Annotated in this window: 15 protein-coding genes; 6 read left to right on the forward strand and 9 right to left on the reverse strand. The window is 70.1% G+C overall.

Going from position 1 to position 13,683, the window contains the following annotated elements:
* Positions 1 to 287: 287 nt before the first annotated feature.
* Complete coding sequence (locus tag Acy02nite_RS26100) at positions 288 to 1,523, reverse strand: class I SAM-dependent RNA methyltransferase (protein WP_239175232.1); 1,236 nt, start codon at positions 1,521 to 1,523, stop codon at positions 288 to 290.
* 143 nt (positions 1,524 to 1,666) lie between these two features.
* Positions 1,667 to 3,712, reverse strand: coding sequence for an APC family permease (locus Acy02nite_RS26105; RefSeq protein ID WP_239175216.1), 2,046 nt, complete (start codon positions 3,710 to 3,712; stop codon positions 1,667 to 1,669).
* A 114-nt stretch (positions 3,713 to 3,826) separates the two neighbouring features.
* Here Acy02nite_RS26105 and Acy02nite_RS26110 point away from each other — a divergent pair, with 114 nt between their 5' ends.
* Both Acy02nite_RS26110 and Acy02nite_RS26115 read left to right on the forward strand, forming a co-directional pair.
* A complete protein-coding gene (locus Acy02nite_RS26110; protein WP_203745054.1) occupies positions 3,827 to 4,492 on the forward strand; it encodes a potassium channel family protein in 666 nt (221 codons plus the stop codon).
* Between the two features lies 1 nt (position 4,493).
* The gene (locus Acy02nite_RS26115; RefSeq protein WP_203745056.1) at positions 4,494 to 5,177 is read left to right on the forward strand and encodes a potassium channel family protein; all 684 of its coding nucleotides are present in this window, start codon (positions 4,494 to 4,496) and stop codon (positions 5,175 to 5,177) included.
* Here the strand turns inward: Acy02nite_RS26115 and Acy02nite_RS26120 are convergent.
* From Acy02nite_RS26120 to dut, 4 genes are read right to left on the reverse strand one after another with little or no spacing between them, the layout of a single operon-like run.
* The gene (locus tag Acy02nite_RS26120; protein WP_203745058.1) at positions 5,174 to 5,947 is read right to left on the reverse strand and encodes a DUF3159 domain-containing protein; all 774 of its coding nucleotides are present in this window, start codon (positions 5,945 to 5,947) and stop codon (positions 5,174 to 5,176) included. The two genes, Acy02nite_RS26115 and Acy02nite_RS26120, sit on opposite strands and share 4 nt — an antisense overlap.
* Positions 5,944 to 6,321, reverse strand: coding sequence for an OB-fold nucleic acid binding domain-containing protein (locus Acy02nite_RS26125; RefSeq protein WP_203745060.1), 378 nt, complete (start codon positions 6,319 to 6,321; stop codon positions 5,944 to 5,946). Before Acy02nite_RS26125 ends, Acy02nite_RS26120 begins: the two co-directional genes overlap by 4 nt.
* Before the next feature lie 25 nt (positions 6,322 to 6,346).
* The gene (locus Acy02nite_RS26130; protein ID WP_203745062.1) at positions 6,347 to 6,994 is read right to left on the reverse strand and encodes a DUF3710 domain-containing protein; all 648 of its coding nucleotides are present in this window, start codon (positions 6,992 to 6,994) and stop codon (positions 6,347 to 6,349) included.
* Between the two features lie 29 nt (positions 6,995 to 7,023).
* The gene (dut, locus tag Acy02nite_RS26135) at positions 7,024 to 7,476 is read right to left on the reverse strand and encodes a dUTP diphosphatase (RefSeq protein WP_203745064.1); all 453 of its coding nucleotides are present in this window, start codon (positions 7,474 to 7,476) and stop codon (positions 7,024 to 7,026) included.
* Positions 7,477 to 7,567: 91 nt separating this feature from the next.
* On the opposite strand from dut, the gene Acy02nite_RS26140 reads away from it, so the two are divergent.
* Complete coding sequence (locus tag Acy02nite_RS26140; RefSeq protein WP_239175217.1) at positions 7,568 to 8,065, forward strand: DUF3093 domain-containing protein; 498 nt, start codon at positions 7,568 to 7,570, stop codon at positions 8,063 to 8,065.
* Here the strand turns inward: Acy02nite_RS26140 and Acy02nite_RS26145 are convergent.
* Both Acy02nite_RS26145 and Acy02nite_RS26150 read right to left on the reverse strand, forming a co-directional pair.
* Positions 8,031 to 8,861 (reverse strand): hypothetical protein, encoded by an 831-nt coding sequence (locus Acy02nite_RS26145; RefSeq protein WP_239175218.1) that lies wholly within the window; start codon positions 8,859 to 8,861, stop codon positions 8,031 to 8,033. The genes Acy02nite_RS26140 and Acy02nite_RS26145 overlap by 35 nt on opposite strands.
* A gap of 108 nt (positions 8,862 to 8,969) precedes the next feature.
* Complete coding sequence (locus Acy02nite_RS26150) at positions 8,970 to 9,266, reverse strand: DUF4193 domain-containing protein (RefSeq protein WP_067689470.1); 297 nt, start codon at positions 9,264 to 9,266, stop codon at positions 8,970 to 8,972.
* A 402-nt stretch (positions 9,267 to 9,668) separates the two neighbouring features.
* Between Acy02nite_RS26150 and Acy02nite_RS26155 the strand changes: the two genes are divergently transcribed.
* On the forward strand, positions 9,669 to 10,217 hold the full coding sequence (locus Acy02nite_RS26155) for a LytR C-terminal domain-containing protein (protein WP_203745068.1): 549 nt from the start codon (positions 9,669 to 9,671) through the stop codon (positions 10,215 to 10,217).
* Positions 10,218 to 10,323: 106 nt separating this feature from the next.
* Here Acy02nite_RS26155 and Acy02nite_RS26160 read toward each other — a convergent pair whose 3' ends face one another.
* Complete coding sequence (locus Acy02nite_RS26160; protein WP_203745070.1) at positions 10,324 to 11,145, reverse strand: inositol monophosphatase family protein; 822 nt, start codon at positions 11,143 to 11,145, stop codon at positions 10,324 to 10,326.
* Between the two features lie 276 nt (positions 11,146 to 11,421).
* On the opposite strand from Acy02nite_RS26160, the gene Acy02nite_RS26165 reads away from it, so the two are divergent.
* Positions 11,422 to 12,987: an RNA polymerase sigma factor gene (locus tag Acy02nite_RS26165; RefSeq protein WP_203745072.1), complete on the forward strand. Its 1,566-nt coding sequence runs from the start codon at positions 11,422 to 11,424 to the stop codon at positions 12,985 to 12,987.
* A gap of 244 nt (positions 12,988 to 13,231) precedes the next feature.
* A complete protein-coding gene (locus Acy02nite_RS26170; protein ID WP_014694059.1) occupies positions 13,232 to 13,474 on the forward strand; it encodes a DUF7455 domain-containing protein in 243 nt (80 codons plus the stop codon).
* Positions 13,475 to 13,683: the final 209 nt, after the last annotated feature.

A 13,683-nucleotide genomic window follows, 5' to 3' on the forward strand; every position in this document is an offset into this window, starting at 1 on the left:
CACGTTCCAACCGTGAGCGCCAGCCGAGGGCGATCACGCCGCGGAGCACAGTCCGCAGGGGAGCAAGGTCGCCGGTGAGCGAACAGAGGGCTTTGAACGGAGGCAAATCAGCCGAGCAGTCAAAGCCGTGACCTGCACAAACTCGAGCAACCGCAGCTCGGAACGCCAACAAAACAGCCCCCACCCTCCTCGGGGGCGACCCCGATGCCATTGTCCCGTAGTGGGCAAGATCGTGGTGAGGCCCTGTGGACAGCCCAACAATGTGGATAACTCGGCAGCCCCGGGACCTACGCCGGCAGCAGCAACGCCACGCATTCCACATGCTGCGTCATCGGGAAGCAGTCGAAGGCCCGCAACTCCGCCAGTTCCCAGCCGAGCGACCGGAACGTCTTCACGTCCCGCGCCAGCGCCGCCGGGTCGCACGCCACATAGGCCACTGCCCGCGGCGAGGCGGCCACGATCCCGCGGACGACCCGGGCGCCCGCCCCGGCGCGTGGCGGGTCGAGCACGATCAGGTCGACGGGGGCGGTGATCCGGCGGCGGCTCAGGGCTGTTTCGACCGCGGCCTGCACGACTTCGACGTGGGGCAGGTCGACCAGGTTGGCCCGGGCCGCGGTGACGCCGGCCGTGGAGGACTCGACGACAGTGGTCCGTGCCCCGGTGGCTGTGGCGAGGGCGGCGGCGAAGAGGCCGGCTCCGCCGTACAGGTCCCAGGAGACTTCGCCTTCGGCGGGCCGCAACATCTGCAGCACCGCGGCGGTCAGTGTGGCCGCGGCTTCCGGGTGCACCTGCCAGAAGGTTTCCGGTGACGTCTCCCACGTGCGGTCGCCGACGACTTCGGTGATCTGGGCCGGGCCGGTGAGCCGGACGAGCCCGGCCCCGCCCGGTTCGTCGGTGGGGTCGCCGCCGGCGGAGCCTGTCGTTCCGGCGGGGCGTTCGAACGCGACGACGTCGCCGTTGCCCGCGGCGACGGCTTGCAGCGCGGCGGATTCGGGCCAGGTACGTGACAGCAGGTCGAGTTCCTGGATGGCGGGGTGCGCGATGAGGCAGCGATCGATCGGGACGACCTCGTGCGACCGGTGCTGGAGCAGGCCGGGACGGCCGAGCGCGTCCACGGCGTACCGCACCCGGGTCCGCCAGTTCAGGAGACCGCCGGGGAGGGGCTCCGTGCGTACGAAAACCTTGTCCTGATCTTCGGGGGTGAGGCCCGCCAGCCGGCCGAGCTGTTCCCGGACCACCTGCGTCTTCCAGCGCAACTGCGCGTCGGCGTGGACGTGTTGCAGGTCGCAGCCTCCACAGCCGCCCGGGTGGGCGTAGCGGCAGGGCGCCTCGACGCGGTCCGGTGACGCCTCGTGGATCTCGATCGCGTCGGCGCGCAGGTATCCGCGGTGCCGTTCGGTGATCTGCGCGGTGACGCGTTCGCCGGGCAGGGCGTGACGGACGAAGACGACGCGGCCGTGCTGGCCGCCGAACCGGGCGACGCAGTGCCCGCCGTGCGCCGGAGCGCCGATCGTCAGCTCGATCCGGTCCCCTTCGACGAGGTCCTCTTCGCGAGGAACCGGAAGGTCAGAGGCTTGCGGCGGTACGGCCGGCCGCTCCCCGGCGTCGTTCACCGGAGAAAACGGCGAGGACGACGAATCGGGCGAGGCGGGAAAGTCAGCGGAAGTCACGAATCCTCGTTGTCATTCTGGTCAGGGTCGGTCCGCGCCTCCACCGGGTGGAACCGGGGTCCCCGCGCCGGCGCCCGGCTCAGTCCCCGGTCGAGCCGGTCGAGGTCGCGATCCTGGCTGGACCGCAGCTGCCACGGAACACTGGTGACCATCACCCCGGGCTCGAACAGCAGCCGTCCCTTGATCCGCAGCGCGCTCTGGTTGTGCAGCAGATTCTCCCACCAGCGGCCGACCACGTACTCCGGGACGAAGACCGTCACCACGTCACGCGGCGACGCGCGGCGCACGCTCTTGACGTAGTCGATGATCGGCTTGGTGATCTCCCGGTACGGCGAGTCGATGACGGTCAGCGGGACCGGCAGCTCGCGCCGCTCCCACTCGGTCTGGATGGCGCGGGTGTCCTTGTCGTCGACGTTCACGGTCACCGCGGTGATCGTGTCCGGCCGGGTCGCCTGGGCGTAGGCGGCGGCCCGCAGGGTCGGCTGGTGCACCTTGCTGACCAGGATGACCGCGTGGTTGCGGGACGGCAGGACCGGCCGCTCCTCGGTGGGCTGCAGCTCTTCGGCGACCCGGGTGTAGTGCTTGTGGATGGCCAGCATCAGGCCGTAGATCACGACCATCGCGGCGATCGCGATCCACGCGCCGAGCAGGAACTTGGTGATCAGCACGACGATCAGGACCGCGCCGGTCAGGCCCATGCCGAACGCGTTGATAGCCCGGGAGCGGATCATCCGCCGCCGTCGCTCGGGGTCGCGCTGGATCTTGAGCAGCCGGTTCCAGTGCCGGATCATGCCGCCCTGGGACAGCGTGAACGACACGAAGACGCCGACGATGTAGAGCTGGATCAGCCGGGTGGTCTCCGCCTGGAACGCCACGATCAGCACGATCGCGGCGCCGGCCAGGAAGACGATGCCGTTGCTGAACGCCAGCCGGTCGCCCCGGGTGTGGAACTGCCGGGGCAGGTAACGGTCCTGCGCGAGGATCGAGCCGAGCACCGGGAAGCCGTTGAACGCGGTGTTCGCGGCGAGGAAGAGGATCAGCGCGGTGATCCCGCCGACCAGGACGACCAGCCACGAGCCATGTCCGAAAACGGTCTCCGCGAGCTGCGCGGTCACGGTCTTCTGCTCGTACGCCACGGGGCCGGCCAGGATCTGCGTGGTGGGATCCTCGACGTACTGCAGGTGGGTCAGCCTCGCCAGCGCGATGATCCCGAACAGCATCACGATCGCGATGCCGCCGAGCAGCAGCAGCGTGGTCGCCGCGTTCTTGCTCTTCGGCGGCTTGAACGCGGGCACGCCGTTGGAGATCGCCTCGACCCCGGTCAGCGCGGCGCAGCCGGAGGAGAACGTCCGCAACAGCAGGAACACGAAGGCGAAGCTGGTGAGGTGGCTCTCCTCGGCGGTGATCGTCAGCCCGGCGCTGGGCGCCCGCAGGTCGGTGCCGAGCACGAACACCCGGAACAGACCGGTCAGGATCATCCCGACCATGACGACGATGAAGAGGTACGTCGGCACGGCGAACGCGGTGCCCGACTCGCGCAGGCCGCGCAGGTTGAGCGCGGTGAGCAGCAGCACCGCCCCGACCGCGATCTCCACCTTGTGGGTGCCGATCGAGTCCCACGGCAGCACCGAGGCGAGGTTGCTGACCCCGGACGAGATCGACACGGCGACCGTGAGGATGTAGTCGACGAGCAGCGCGCTGGCCACGCCGAGCCCGGCGCGGGGGCCGATGTTGACCGTGGCCACCTCGTAGTCGCCACCGCCGGAGGGGTAGGCGTGCACGTTCTGCCGGTAGCTGGCGACGACGGTCACCATCACCACCGCGACCGCGAGCGTCACCCAGGGGGAGATCGCGAAGGCGCTGGCCCCGGCGATCGACAGGGTCAGCAGGATCTCGTCCGGCGCGTAGGCCACGCTGGAGAGAGCGTCGCTCGCGAACACCGGCAGGGCGATCCGCTTGGGCAACAGCGTGTGCTGGAGCTTGTCCGAGCGGAACGGCCGGCCGAGGAGCAGCCGCTTGGCTAGGGAGGTGGTACTTGCCACGGTTGCCAAGGGTACGGCCGCACGCCCGGGCCCGTTGCCCGCCCCGGACACCGTGCGCCAGAGCGGCATGGGACGCTCATCTTCGACGGTTGGCGATCGGGGAGGGCACGAAGCGTGCACGTGGTCATCATGGGGTGCGGCCGGCTCGGCTCCACGCTGGCACAGAGCCTCGACGGGCGCGGCCACCAGGTGGCCGTGATCGATCAGAACGCCGACGCGTTCCGGCGGCTGGGCCCGAACTTCGGCGGCATCACGGTGAACGGCATCGGCTTCGACCGGGACGTGCTGCGGGCGGCCGGCATCGAGCGTGCGGATGCCTTCGCCGCGGTCTCCAGCGGGGACAACTCCAACATCATCTCGGCCCGGCTGGCCCGCGAGACGTTCGGCGTCTCCCGCGTGGTCGCCCGCATCTACGACGCCAAACGCGCCCAGGTGTACGAGCGTCTCGGCATCCCGACGATCGCCACGATCCGCTGGGCCGCCGACCGGATGTTCCGTTTCCTGGTGCCCGAGAGCCACAACGAGGTCTTCCGCGACCCGACGAGCGTGGTCAGCATCATCGAGGTGCCGCTGCACTCCGACTGGGTCGGCCGGCCGGTGAAGTCGCTGGAGGACGGGACCGGCGCCCGCGTGGCGTACCTGATGCGTTTCGGGGTGGGCGCGCTCGCTCAGCCGTCCACCGTGCTGCAGGACGGTGACCAGGTGTTCATGCTGGTCACCGACGAGACCGTGGGCAGGGTCATGGACATCGCCGGGCGCGCCGGGAACGAGGGGCACTGACATGCGCATCGCCATCGCGGGAGCCGGCAACGTGGGCCGCTCCATCGCTCAGGAACTGATCGGCAACGGTCACGAGGTGATGCTGATCGAGCGGCAGCCCCGCCAGCTCTGCCCGGAGCGGGTGCCCCAGGCGCAGTGGATCCTGGCCGACGCCTGCGAGGTGAGCAGCCTGGAGCAGGCCGATGTCGCGTCGTGCGACGTGGTGGTCGCCGCGACCGGTGACGACAAGGCGAACCTGGTGGTCTCACTGCTGGCCAAGACCGAGTTCGCGGTCGGCCGGGTGGTGGCCCGGGTGAACCGCGCGGAGAACGAGTGGCTCTTCACCGAGCAGTGGGGCGTCGACGTCTCGGTCAGCAAGCCGCGCCTGATGGCCGCCCTGGTCGAGGAGGCCGTGACGGTCGGCGACCTGGTCCGGTTGATGACGTTCCGGCAGGGTGAGGCGAACCTGGTGGAGATCACCCTGCCGCGGAACGCGCCGTACGAGGGCAAGCCGCTGCGCTCGGTGCCGATGCCGCGGGACGCCGCGCTGGTCGCCATCCTGCGCGGCAAGCGCGTGGTGGTGCCGACGCCGGACGACCCGCTGGAGGCGGGCGACGAGCTGATCTTCGTGTGCACCGCCGAGGTCGAGGACCAGGTCCGCGCGGTGGTGCTGGGCAGCACCCCGCCGGACCAGGAAACTGCCTAGACCGCTTCCTCGCCCGTCTTCTGGGTGGAGGTGATGCGGTGGATGATCCAGGCGGTGAAGGCGAACGTCGCGGCGTAGATCGGCCAGCTGATCAGGATCCGGACGACCCCCAGCGCGTTCGCCTCGCCGAGCTTCCACAGGTAGAACTGGATGCCGGCGCGCAGGGCCAGCGACACCACCCAGAGCAGGGTGAGCCACTGGAAGGCGCGGAACAGCCGGCTGTTGCCGAACCAGTCCTGCCGGCCCTTGTTGGCCATGATGCCCCAGGCGTAACCGATCAGCGGCTTGCGGAACGCCACCGAGATCAGCAGCACCGCGGCCTGCCCGAAGGTGAGCAGGATGCCGGGCAGGTAGAAGTTCTTCGCGTCGCCGCTGCGCCAGGCCAGCCAGGCGCCGAGCGCGATGCCGAACAGCCCGTTCACCGCGTGCCGGACGGGCTGCTTGCGGGCCAGCCGGACGGCGCCGATGGCGACCGCCGAGCCGACCGAGCCGATGATCGCCCAGAGCAGCGCGGTGCGCTTCTCCAGACCGATCACCGACTCGCCGAACAGCACGTTGAAGAGCACGAACGCGAGCACCGGGACGCTGGACTCGATCAGCCCGCGCACCCCGCCGAGCTGCTCCGCGATCTGCTCGCTGAGCGGCGGGAGCGGCTCCTCCCCGTCGTCCTGAGGGACCGGATGCAGGTCCAGCTCCTCGACGACGTCCTCGGCGAGCCGCTCCTCGACGGTTTCGTGCGCCACGTGGCGCGGCTCGTTGCCGGGTGTCACCGCGGCGCCTCCAGCTCGTAGTACGGGTTGTAGATGACCTTGCGGTCGTCGCGGATGGCGACCCGGCCCCGCGCGGTGAGCTGGCGCCCGGGCTCGATGCCGGCGATCGACCGGCGGCCCAGGAAGACCAGCGTGACCACGTCACTGCCGTCCCAGAGGTCGGCCTCCAGGGTGGGCAGGTTGGTGCGAGGAGTGTACGCCACGGTGCGCAGTCGCCCGGACACCGAAACGACCTGACCCCGCCGGCACTGGCCGGCGGGCATGGCGCCGCACTTGGCCACGTCACGCTGCAGTTCCTGAGCGTCGAGCTCGGAATCCGTCGCGGTCAGCCGGTCAAGGAACCGGCGCAGGCCGGTGCGCTCGTCGGTGGTCATGACTTCACGGTAACCCGATCGGGGGTCAAACCTGCTGTGCGGGGTTCTGCTCGGCCATTTCCTTGGGCAGTCGCAGCGGCAGCGGCTCACGGACCGGCCGCGGCTCGTCGTCCCGGACCACGACCAGGCCCTCCAGCGCCACGCCGAGCACGCCCTCGGCGGACGGGTCGGCCGCCGCCGCGCCCTGGAACAGCGCCCGGACCATCCAGCGCGGGCCGTCGACGCCGACGAACCGCACGTCGGCCGGGCCGTCCGGGGTGTTCACCCGGGCGATCAGCTCGGTCCCGTACCGCCCGGTGACCTCGCGGGGCTGAACCCCGTCGGAGCCCATCGCGGTGGCGATCTCCTCGCGCACCTCGTCCCAGATGCCCTCGGTCCGCGGCGCCGCGAACACCCCGAGCTGCAGGGCGCTCTCGCCGTCCACCAGGACGACCTGTTCGATACCGCCGTCCGGGTTCGCCTGCACCCGCACCTCGACGCCCTCGATCGCCGGGATCTGCAGGCTGCCCAGGTCGAGCCGCTGCACGTCGCCCGGGGCGTGCTTGACGTCCCACGGGCCGAACTCGGGCGCCGGGGCGTCCCCGTCGGCCGCCAGGCTCTGGGCGAGCGCCGTGGAGGGCGGCGCGTCGGCCGCGCGTACGTGCTTGGCGCCACCGCGCTTACGGGAGAACATCACTGCCAGCCTTTCCTACGTTTCAGGGTTCAGAGGGCCTGGTGGCCGCCGGTCGAACCGTGCCCGCCCGCGCCTCGCGAGGTGTCGCCGAGGGTGTCCACAGCGTGGAACACCGCCCGCTCCACCCGCTGGACGACGAACTGGGCGATCCGGTCACCACGGGAGATCTTCACGGTCCGTTCCCGGTCGTGGTTGATCAGATTGACGAGGATCTCGCCACGGTAACCGGCGTCGACCGTACCGGGCGCGTTGAGCACCGTCACGCCCAGTCGAGCGGCCAGTCCGGAACGGGGGTGGACCAGTCCGACGTGTCCCTCCGGGATGGCGACCGCGATGCCCGTACGGACCTTGGCCCAGGCCCCCGGGGCGATCTCCGCGTCCTCCGCGGCGACCAGGTCGGCGCCGGCGTCGCCCGGGTGCGCGTAGGCCGGCAGCGGCAGATCCGGGTCGAGCCGCCGGACCTCGATGACTACGTCGGTCAAGAAAACTTCCTCACATCGGTACGGCCTGAGTCGGTGCCTACCCTGCCATCCTGCCGCGCCCCGTAGCGAAGGCACGCCGTACCCTTCGAGGGTGACACCCGAGCCCGCGGACCGCACCGCGCACAACTATCGGGAACGCCTCGGCCTTCCGTGGTGGGCGTGGCCGCTGAGCCTCGTGACCGGCGCGATCGTGGCCACCGAGCTGACCCTGGGCGTGCCCGGCCTCCCCGCCTGGTTGCCGTACGTGGTGCTGCTGCCGCTCTCCCTGCTGCTGATCCTCCCGCTCGGGCGGCTGCGTGTCGCCGTACAGGATGGGGAGTTCCTGGTCGACGACGCGCGTCTGCCGGTCTCGGTGATCTCCGGCGTGGTCGCTCTGGACGCGGCCGGCAAGCGTGAGGCGCTGGGCGTCGGCGCGCACCCGCACTCCTTCGTCGTCCAGCGCCCGTGGATCGGCACGGCGGTGCAGGTGCTCCTCGACGATCCGGCCGACCCGACGCCGTTCTGGGTGGTCAGCACGCGGCGGCCGGTCGAGCTGGCCACCACGCTGCTCGAGGTCAGTCGTCGAGAGCGCGCCGCTCGGGCTTCTTGAGCGCTCGTTTGCGCAGGTCGTCGCGCACCTTCTCGCCGACCGAGCGGGTCGCCCGCCGGTTCAGGTAACCGGCGACAGCGGCGCCGGTCAGCATCGGCCCCATCGAGGTGAGGTTGCGCCCGAAGCGGCGCAACAGCATCTTCTGCAGCTCGCCGCGCGCGGCGGTGCCCAGCACGTTGCCCACGCCCGTCCCGGGCACCAGCGGGTTGATCCCGCGCCGGCCGGCCCAGGCCTGGATCAGGGCGAAGGCCCGCTCGGTGCCGTTGCCGGGGACCGGCGTGCCATAGACCTCGTGCAGCTCGCCCATCAGCTTCATCTCGATCGCGACGACGGCGATCGTCTCGGCGGAGAGCAGCACCGGGGCGGAGAGCAGGGTCGGCGCCGCGGCCCACTCGACGGCGGCGACACCGCCGCCGGCCGCGCCCACCCCGGCCGTCGCCCGGGCGGCGTTCCGGATCAGGCGGTCCGCGAGGGCGTCGTCGTCCATTCCCGGGAAGTGGCGGCGCAGCGTCTCCGCGGAACGCACCGGGATGTGCGGGGCCACGTCGGCGACCACGTCGGCCATCCAGCGCAGGGCTGCCCTCGGCTTGAACAGTTGCCCCACGCCACGACGGCGCACGTCGCCGACCAGCCGGCCGAGCAGGCGCCGGCGACCGGACGGCTCGAGGTCGTCGGCCGTGAGGGCCGCGACGGTGCGGCCCAGGTCCTCGTCGGTGGCGGCCTCGGCGGGTGTCTCCTGCGGGTCGGCGCCGATCGCGGGCGGCTCGGAGCCGATCACGCGGTCCGGTTCACTCATCGTCGTCCTCCCCGTCGTCGTCACCGGTACAGTGCCCGGTTCCGCATCAGGGTCAAACCCCCGTGCCCATCCCCGTGTGGTGATGATTCGCGCGCGAGCGCGCCCGGATCAGGCGCACTCGCGGCAGATCAGCTCCCCGTTCCGTTCGGTCGCCAGCTGGCTGCGGTGGTGCACGAGGAAGCACCGCGAGCATCGGAACTCGTCGGTCTGCATCGGCAGGACCTTGACGGTCAGCTCCTCGTCGGCGAGGTCGGCGCCGGGCAGCTCGAAGCTCTCCGCCACCTCGACCTCGTCCACGTCCACCGAACCGGACTGGGAGTCAGCACGACGGGACTTCAGCTCCTCGAGGCTGTCCTCGCCGAGGTCGACCTCATCGCGACGCGGGGCGTCGTAGTCGGTGGCCATCGGTCTTCACTCTCCTGTATCGATGTGTCACTTGGCGTTAGTAACGCCAAGGGCATGGTTTCGGTTCCCGGTTCCGCCAGACGATTTCTGACAATCGCTCAAACATCGAGCACCGGCCTGGCGAGCGCGGAACCTTACCGCTGTTGCGGCAGAGTTGTACGCCCACTGGCGGCACATTGTTCCCGATGTGACTGAGGCGACATCAAAGTAGGGGTACCAGCCTCTGGATCATCGTCGGCACGCCGGAAGCATTCCCTGTTTCCGCGCACTTGACGGACAGACGTTAACCTCTCGGCAGGCCCGGCGACCGCACCGGGACCTACCGCACCGGGACCTACCTTCGATCCTGAGTCAACCCTGTTCGATCCTGAGCCAACCCCGTCCGATCCTGGAGCCAACCCTATGAGCTTTGCGCGCGTCCGTGCGCTTGTCGTCGTCGGCGTGCTCGCCGTGGCCGCGATCGTCTTCGTCGTCGTCGCGCTGGTCCGTGACAAGCAGAGCGACATAGCGAGCGGCGCCGACTGCCCCGACGGCGCCCCGCTCGCTGACGTCCAGCTGCCGGACGATCCCGCCGAGGTGACGCTCAAGGTTCTCAACGGCACCGCCCAGCAGGGTCTGGCGGACAGTGTGTCCACGGAGTTCAAGAACCGGCGGTTCGGCGTGCAGGACCCCGGTGTCAGCAAGACGAAGTTCAAGGGTGTCGCGGAGATCCGTTTCGGCCCGGACGCGGTCGGCAAGGCCCAGCTCGTCCAGGCTTACTTCCTCGCCCAGTCGGACATGGTCTACAACGCCAAGCGTAAGGGCGCGGTGGTCGAGATCGTGATCGGAAGCAAGTTCCAGTCGCTGGCCACCACCACCGAGGTCAACCAGTCGCTGGTCGAGATCGGCGAGCCGACCGTCCCGCCCGGCGCCTGCCTCAAGCCGGCCACCGAGAAGCCCCAGGACGATTGAGGGGTACGGGCGGCCCGCCGTGATCCCGGGCCGTTCCCGCCCCTCAGCGGGCCGCCCGCCGTGATTCAGGGCCGCTCCCGCCCCTCAGAGGGCCGCTGAGCGGCTTTTACGGCCCGCCCGCCGCGTCCACCCCGACCAGCAGGTCGTGCAGCTCCTGATGCAGCGCGGGCGGCGCGACCAGGACCATCGTGGGCCCCGCCGGTGCGCCGTTCAGCCCGGTGACGACCATCCCGGCCTCCGCCGCGATCAGCCCACCCGCCGCATGGTCCCACAGATTGAGACCTTTCTCGTAGTACGCGTCGAGCTTGCCCTCCGCGGTCAGGCAGAGGTCGAGGGACGCCGCGCCGAAGCGGCGGATGTCCCGCACCCGGGTGATCAACTGGGTGAAGACCCGGGCCTGATGCGCCCGCCGGCGAGGGTCGTAGCCGAAACCGGTGCCGATCAGCGCCTGACCCAGTGACGTCTCGGTGGAGCAGGCCAGCCGCCGCCCGTCCCGCCACGCGCCGCCGCCCCGGGTCGCGGTCCACTCGTCGCCGGTCGCGGCGTTGCGCACCACACCGGCCACCACCTCGCCGCCGACCTCGGCCGCCAGGGAGACGGCGTACTGCGGGAGGCCGTAGAGGTAATTGACCGTGCCGTCGATCGGGTCGAGGATCCAGCGGACAGCGCCCGGCGCGGCGTCCTGAGCGCCGCCGTACTCCTCACCGAGCACCGTGTCGCCCGGCCGCCCGGCCAGCAACGCCTCTGCCACCTGACGCTCGACAGCCTTGTCCGCCGCGGTCACGACGTCCGTGTCGGTGCTCTTGGTCTGCACGTCGCCGATCGCCTCGTCACGCATCCGGCGCGCGGTGTCCGCCGCGTCCCGGGCCACCCGGACGGCGATCGACAACAGCTCCTCGGGCGACGAGCCCGGAGAAATCTCGCTCACGTTTGAGTCCTTTCCGCCGATACGATTCTCGCCCGGAGCGTCTGGCGACGAGGTCGTCGGCCCCCGGCGGCGTGCTGCGGGGGGAGGATCTCGTAAGACGGCGCTACAATTCACCCCTGCCCACGCTTCACGGACACTCACTGTGCTTCATCAGACACGCACAGGGGGGCTGGTTCGTGACCCGAGGGCTCCCAAATCGACTCCGGCGAGACTCGCCCCCGCGTGCTGCGCTGGACCATGGCCGTGCCCAAACTCATCGCCTCCGGAAGGTCATTCGTGACAGAAGCCCACCAGAACGGTGCCGACGTTCGCTCTCTCACCGAGGCTTTGATCACCCATGCTCAGGGTGCGGGCGGGCAGCTCACGTCGGCCCAGGTCGCGCACACGCTGGAGTCCGCCGCCGTCAACCCGGCCCAGGCCAAGAAGATCCTGCGCGGTCTCGTCGACGCCGGCATCACCGTCGTGGTCGACGGCTCGGCCAGCACCCGCCGCCCGAAGGTCTCTGCGGCCCGCTCAGCCACCCCGGCGTCGAAGGCGACCACCGCCAAGGCCGCCCCGGTGAAGAAGACCACGCCCGCCCCGAAACAGGCCGCCCCGGCGTCGGACGCGGCCGGCAAGCCCGCCCCGGTCCGCAAGGCCACCGCGGCGGCCGCCAAGGCCGTGCCCGGCAAGAAGGCCGCGGCCACCGCCAAGGCCGGGCCGGCCAAGGCCGCCAAGCCCGGCGAGGAGGGCCCCGAGGGCGAGGAGATCGACCCCGAGGAGCTCGCCGCCGAGATCGAGGACGTGGTCGTCGAGGAGCCGGCTGCCGTGGTCGCGGCCGCCGCCGCCGACGCCGCCAGCTCGGCCACCGACGGCGACTTCGAGTGGGACGACGAGGAGTCCGAGGCCCTCAAGCAGGCCCGCCGCGACGCGGAGCTGACTGCCTCGGCCGACTCGGTCCGCGCCTACCTCAAGCAGATCGGCAAGGTTCCGCTGCTCAACGCGGAGCAGGAGGTCGAGCTCGCCAAGCGGATCGAGGCCGGCCTCTACGCCGCCGAGCGCCTGCGCGCCGCCGAGGAGGGTGAGGAGGCGCTCGAGCGCAACTTCGAGCGCGACCTCAAGTGGATCAACCGGGACGGCGACCGGGCGAAGAACCACCTGCTCGAGGCGAACCTGCGGCTCGTGGTCTCCCTCGCCAAGCGTTACACCGGCCGCGGCATGGCCTTCCTGGACCTGATCCAGGAGGGCAACCTGGGCCTGATCCGCGCCGTCGAGAAGTTCGACTACACCAAGGGCTACAAGTTCTCGACGTACGCGACGTGGTGGATCCGCCAGGCCATCACCCGCGCGATGGCCGACCAGGCCCGCACCATCCGCATCCCGGTGCACATGGTCGAGGTCATCAACAAGCTCGGCCGCATCCAGCGTGAGCTGCTCCAGGACCTGGGCCGTGAGCCCACCCCGGAGGAGCTGGCCAAGGAAATGGACATCACGCCCGAGAAGGTGCTGGAGATCCAGCAGTACGCGCGTGAGCCCATCTCGCTGGACCAGACGATCGGTGACGAGGGCGACAGCCAGCTCGGTGACTTCATCGAGGACTCCGAGGCGGTCGTCGCGGTCGACGCGGTGTCGTTCTCGCTGCTGCAGGACCAGCTCCAGCAGGTGCTGCAGACGCTCTCCGAGCGCGAGGCGGGCGTCGTCCGGCTGCGGTTCGGCCTGACCGACGGTCAGCCGCGCACGCTGGACGAGATCGGTCAGGTCTACGGCGTGACCCGCGAGCGGATCCGCCAGATCGAGTCCAAGACGATGTCGAAGTTGCGGCATCCGTCGCGGTCCCAGGTTCTGCGCGACTACCTGGACTAAGACGTTCAGTCAACATTACGTGTCCGTTTGGTCACCACCCGTACATCAACGGGTGGTGATCAGACCGTTGTGCAGAAGTGATCGTTGACGTGGCACCCTGGGATCAAGGCACACTTGTCGGAACCGGTGTGACCTCGGTCCCCCCGGGGCACTTCGGGAAGGTCGCAAGGGTGCAGGGTGTTGCACCATGTGTCAGCAGTAGCCGAGGAACATGTTCATCGGTGACGAACAGAGGAGGAAGGCGATGACCCCGACTCTCACGCCGCCAGCGGGAAGCCTGGCCGGCACAGCAGCCGATGAACGGTGCGACCGCTGCAATGCAGCAGGGAAGCTCCGTTTGACCCTGGCTGGTGGTGGTGACCTCGTCTTCTGTGGCCACCACGCCAACCGTTACGCCGAGGACCTGGTGAAGATCGCGGTGCAGTTCTCCGCCGATCCGGAATTCACCTGGCGTGGCGCGAACATGATGTCGAACTCCAGCAACTAACGGCAATCAGCGGTCCCCCAAAACTGAAGACGCGTGACCGGGGGCGCCTCCTGTGGAGGCGCCCTTCGCCGTGCCCGCCCACGGTCAGGCGCAGATAAGCTTTCCCAGACGCGGTCAGGCGCAGATGAGCTCTCCCGGACGCGGTCAGGCGGCAGATCAACTTCAAGATCTTCATGTCCCCTCTCCGCTGTGGTCCTTCATCGTTGCTC

The sequence above is a fragment of the Actinoplanes cyaneus genome, assembly GCF_016862095.1.
GTDB lineage: Bacteria > Actinomycetota > Actinomycetes > Mycobacteriales > Micromonosporaceae > Actinoplanes > Actinoplanes cyaneus.

Coding starts and splice junctions, on each gene's coding strand:
- Acy02nite_RS26115 (WP_203745056.1), top strand. CDS start 4,494: ATGCGCATCGCCATCGCGGGAGCCGGCAACGTGGGCCGCTCCATCGCT.
- Acy02nite_RS26125 (WP_203745060.1), bottom strand. CDS start 6,321: ATGACCACCGACGAGCGCACCGGCCTGCGCCGGTTCCTTGACCGGCTG.
- Acy02nite_RS26130 (WP_203745062.1), bottom strand. CDS start 6,994: ATGTTCTCCCGTAAGCGCGGTGGCGCCAAGCACGTACGCGCGGCCGAC.
- Acy02nite_RS26145 (WP_239175218.1), bottom strand. CDS start 8,861: ATGAGTGAACCGGACCGCGTGATCGGCTCCGAGCCGCCCGCGATCGGC.
- Acy02nite_RS26150 (WP_067689470.1), bottom strand. CDS start 9,266: ATGGCCACCGACTACGACGCCCCGCGTCGCGATGAGGTCGACCTCGGC.
- Acy02nite_RS26155 (WP_203745068.1), top strand. CDS start 9,669: ATGAGCTTTGCGCGCGTCCGTGCGCTTGTCGTCGTCGGCGTGCTCGCC.
- Acy02nite_RS26170 (WP_014694059.1), top strand. CDS start 13,232: ATGACCCCGACTCTCACGCCGCCAGCGGGAAGCCTGGCCGGCACAGCA.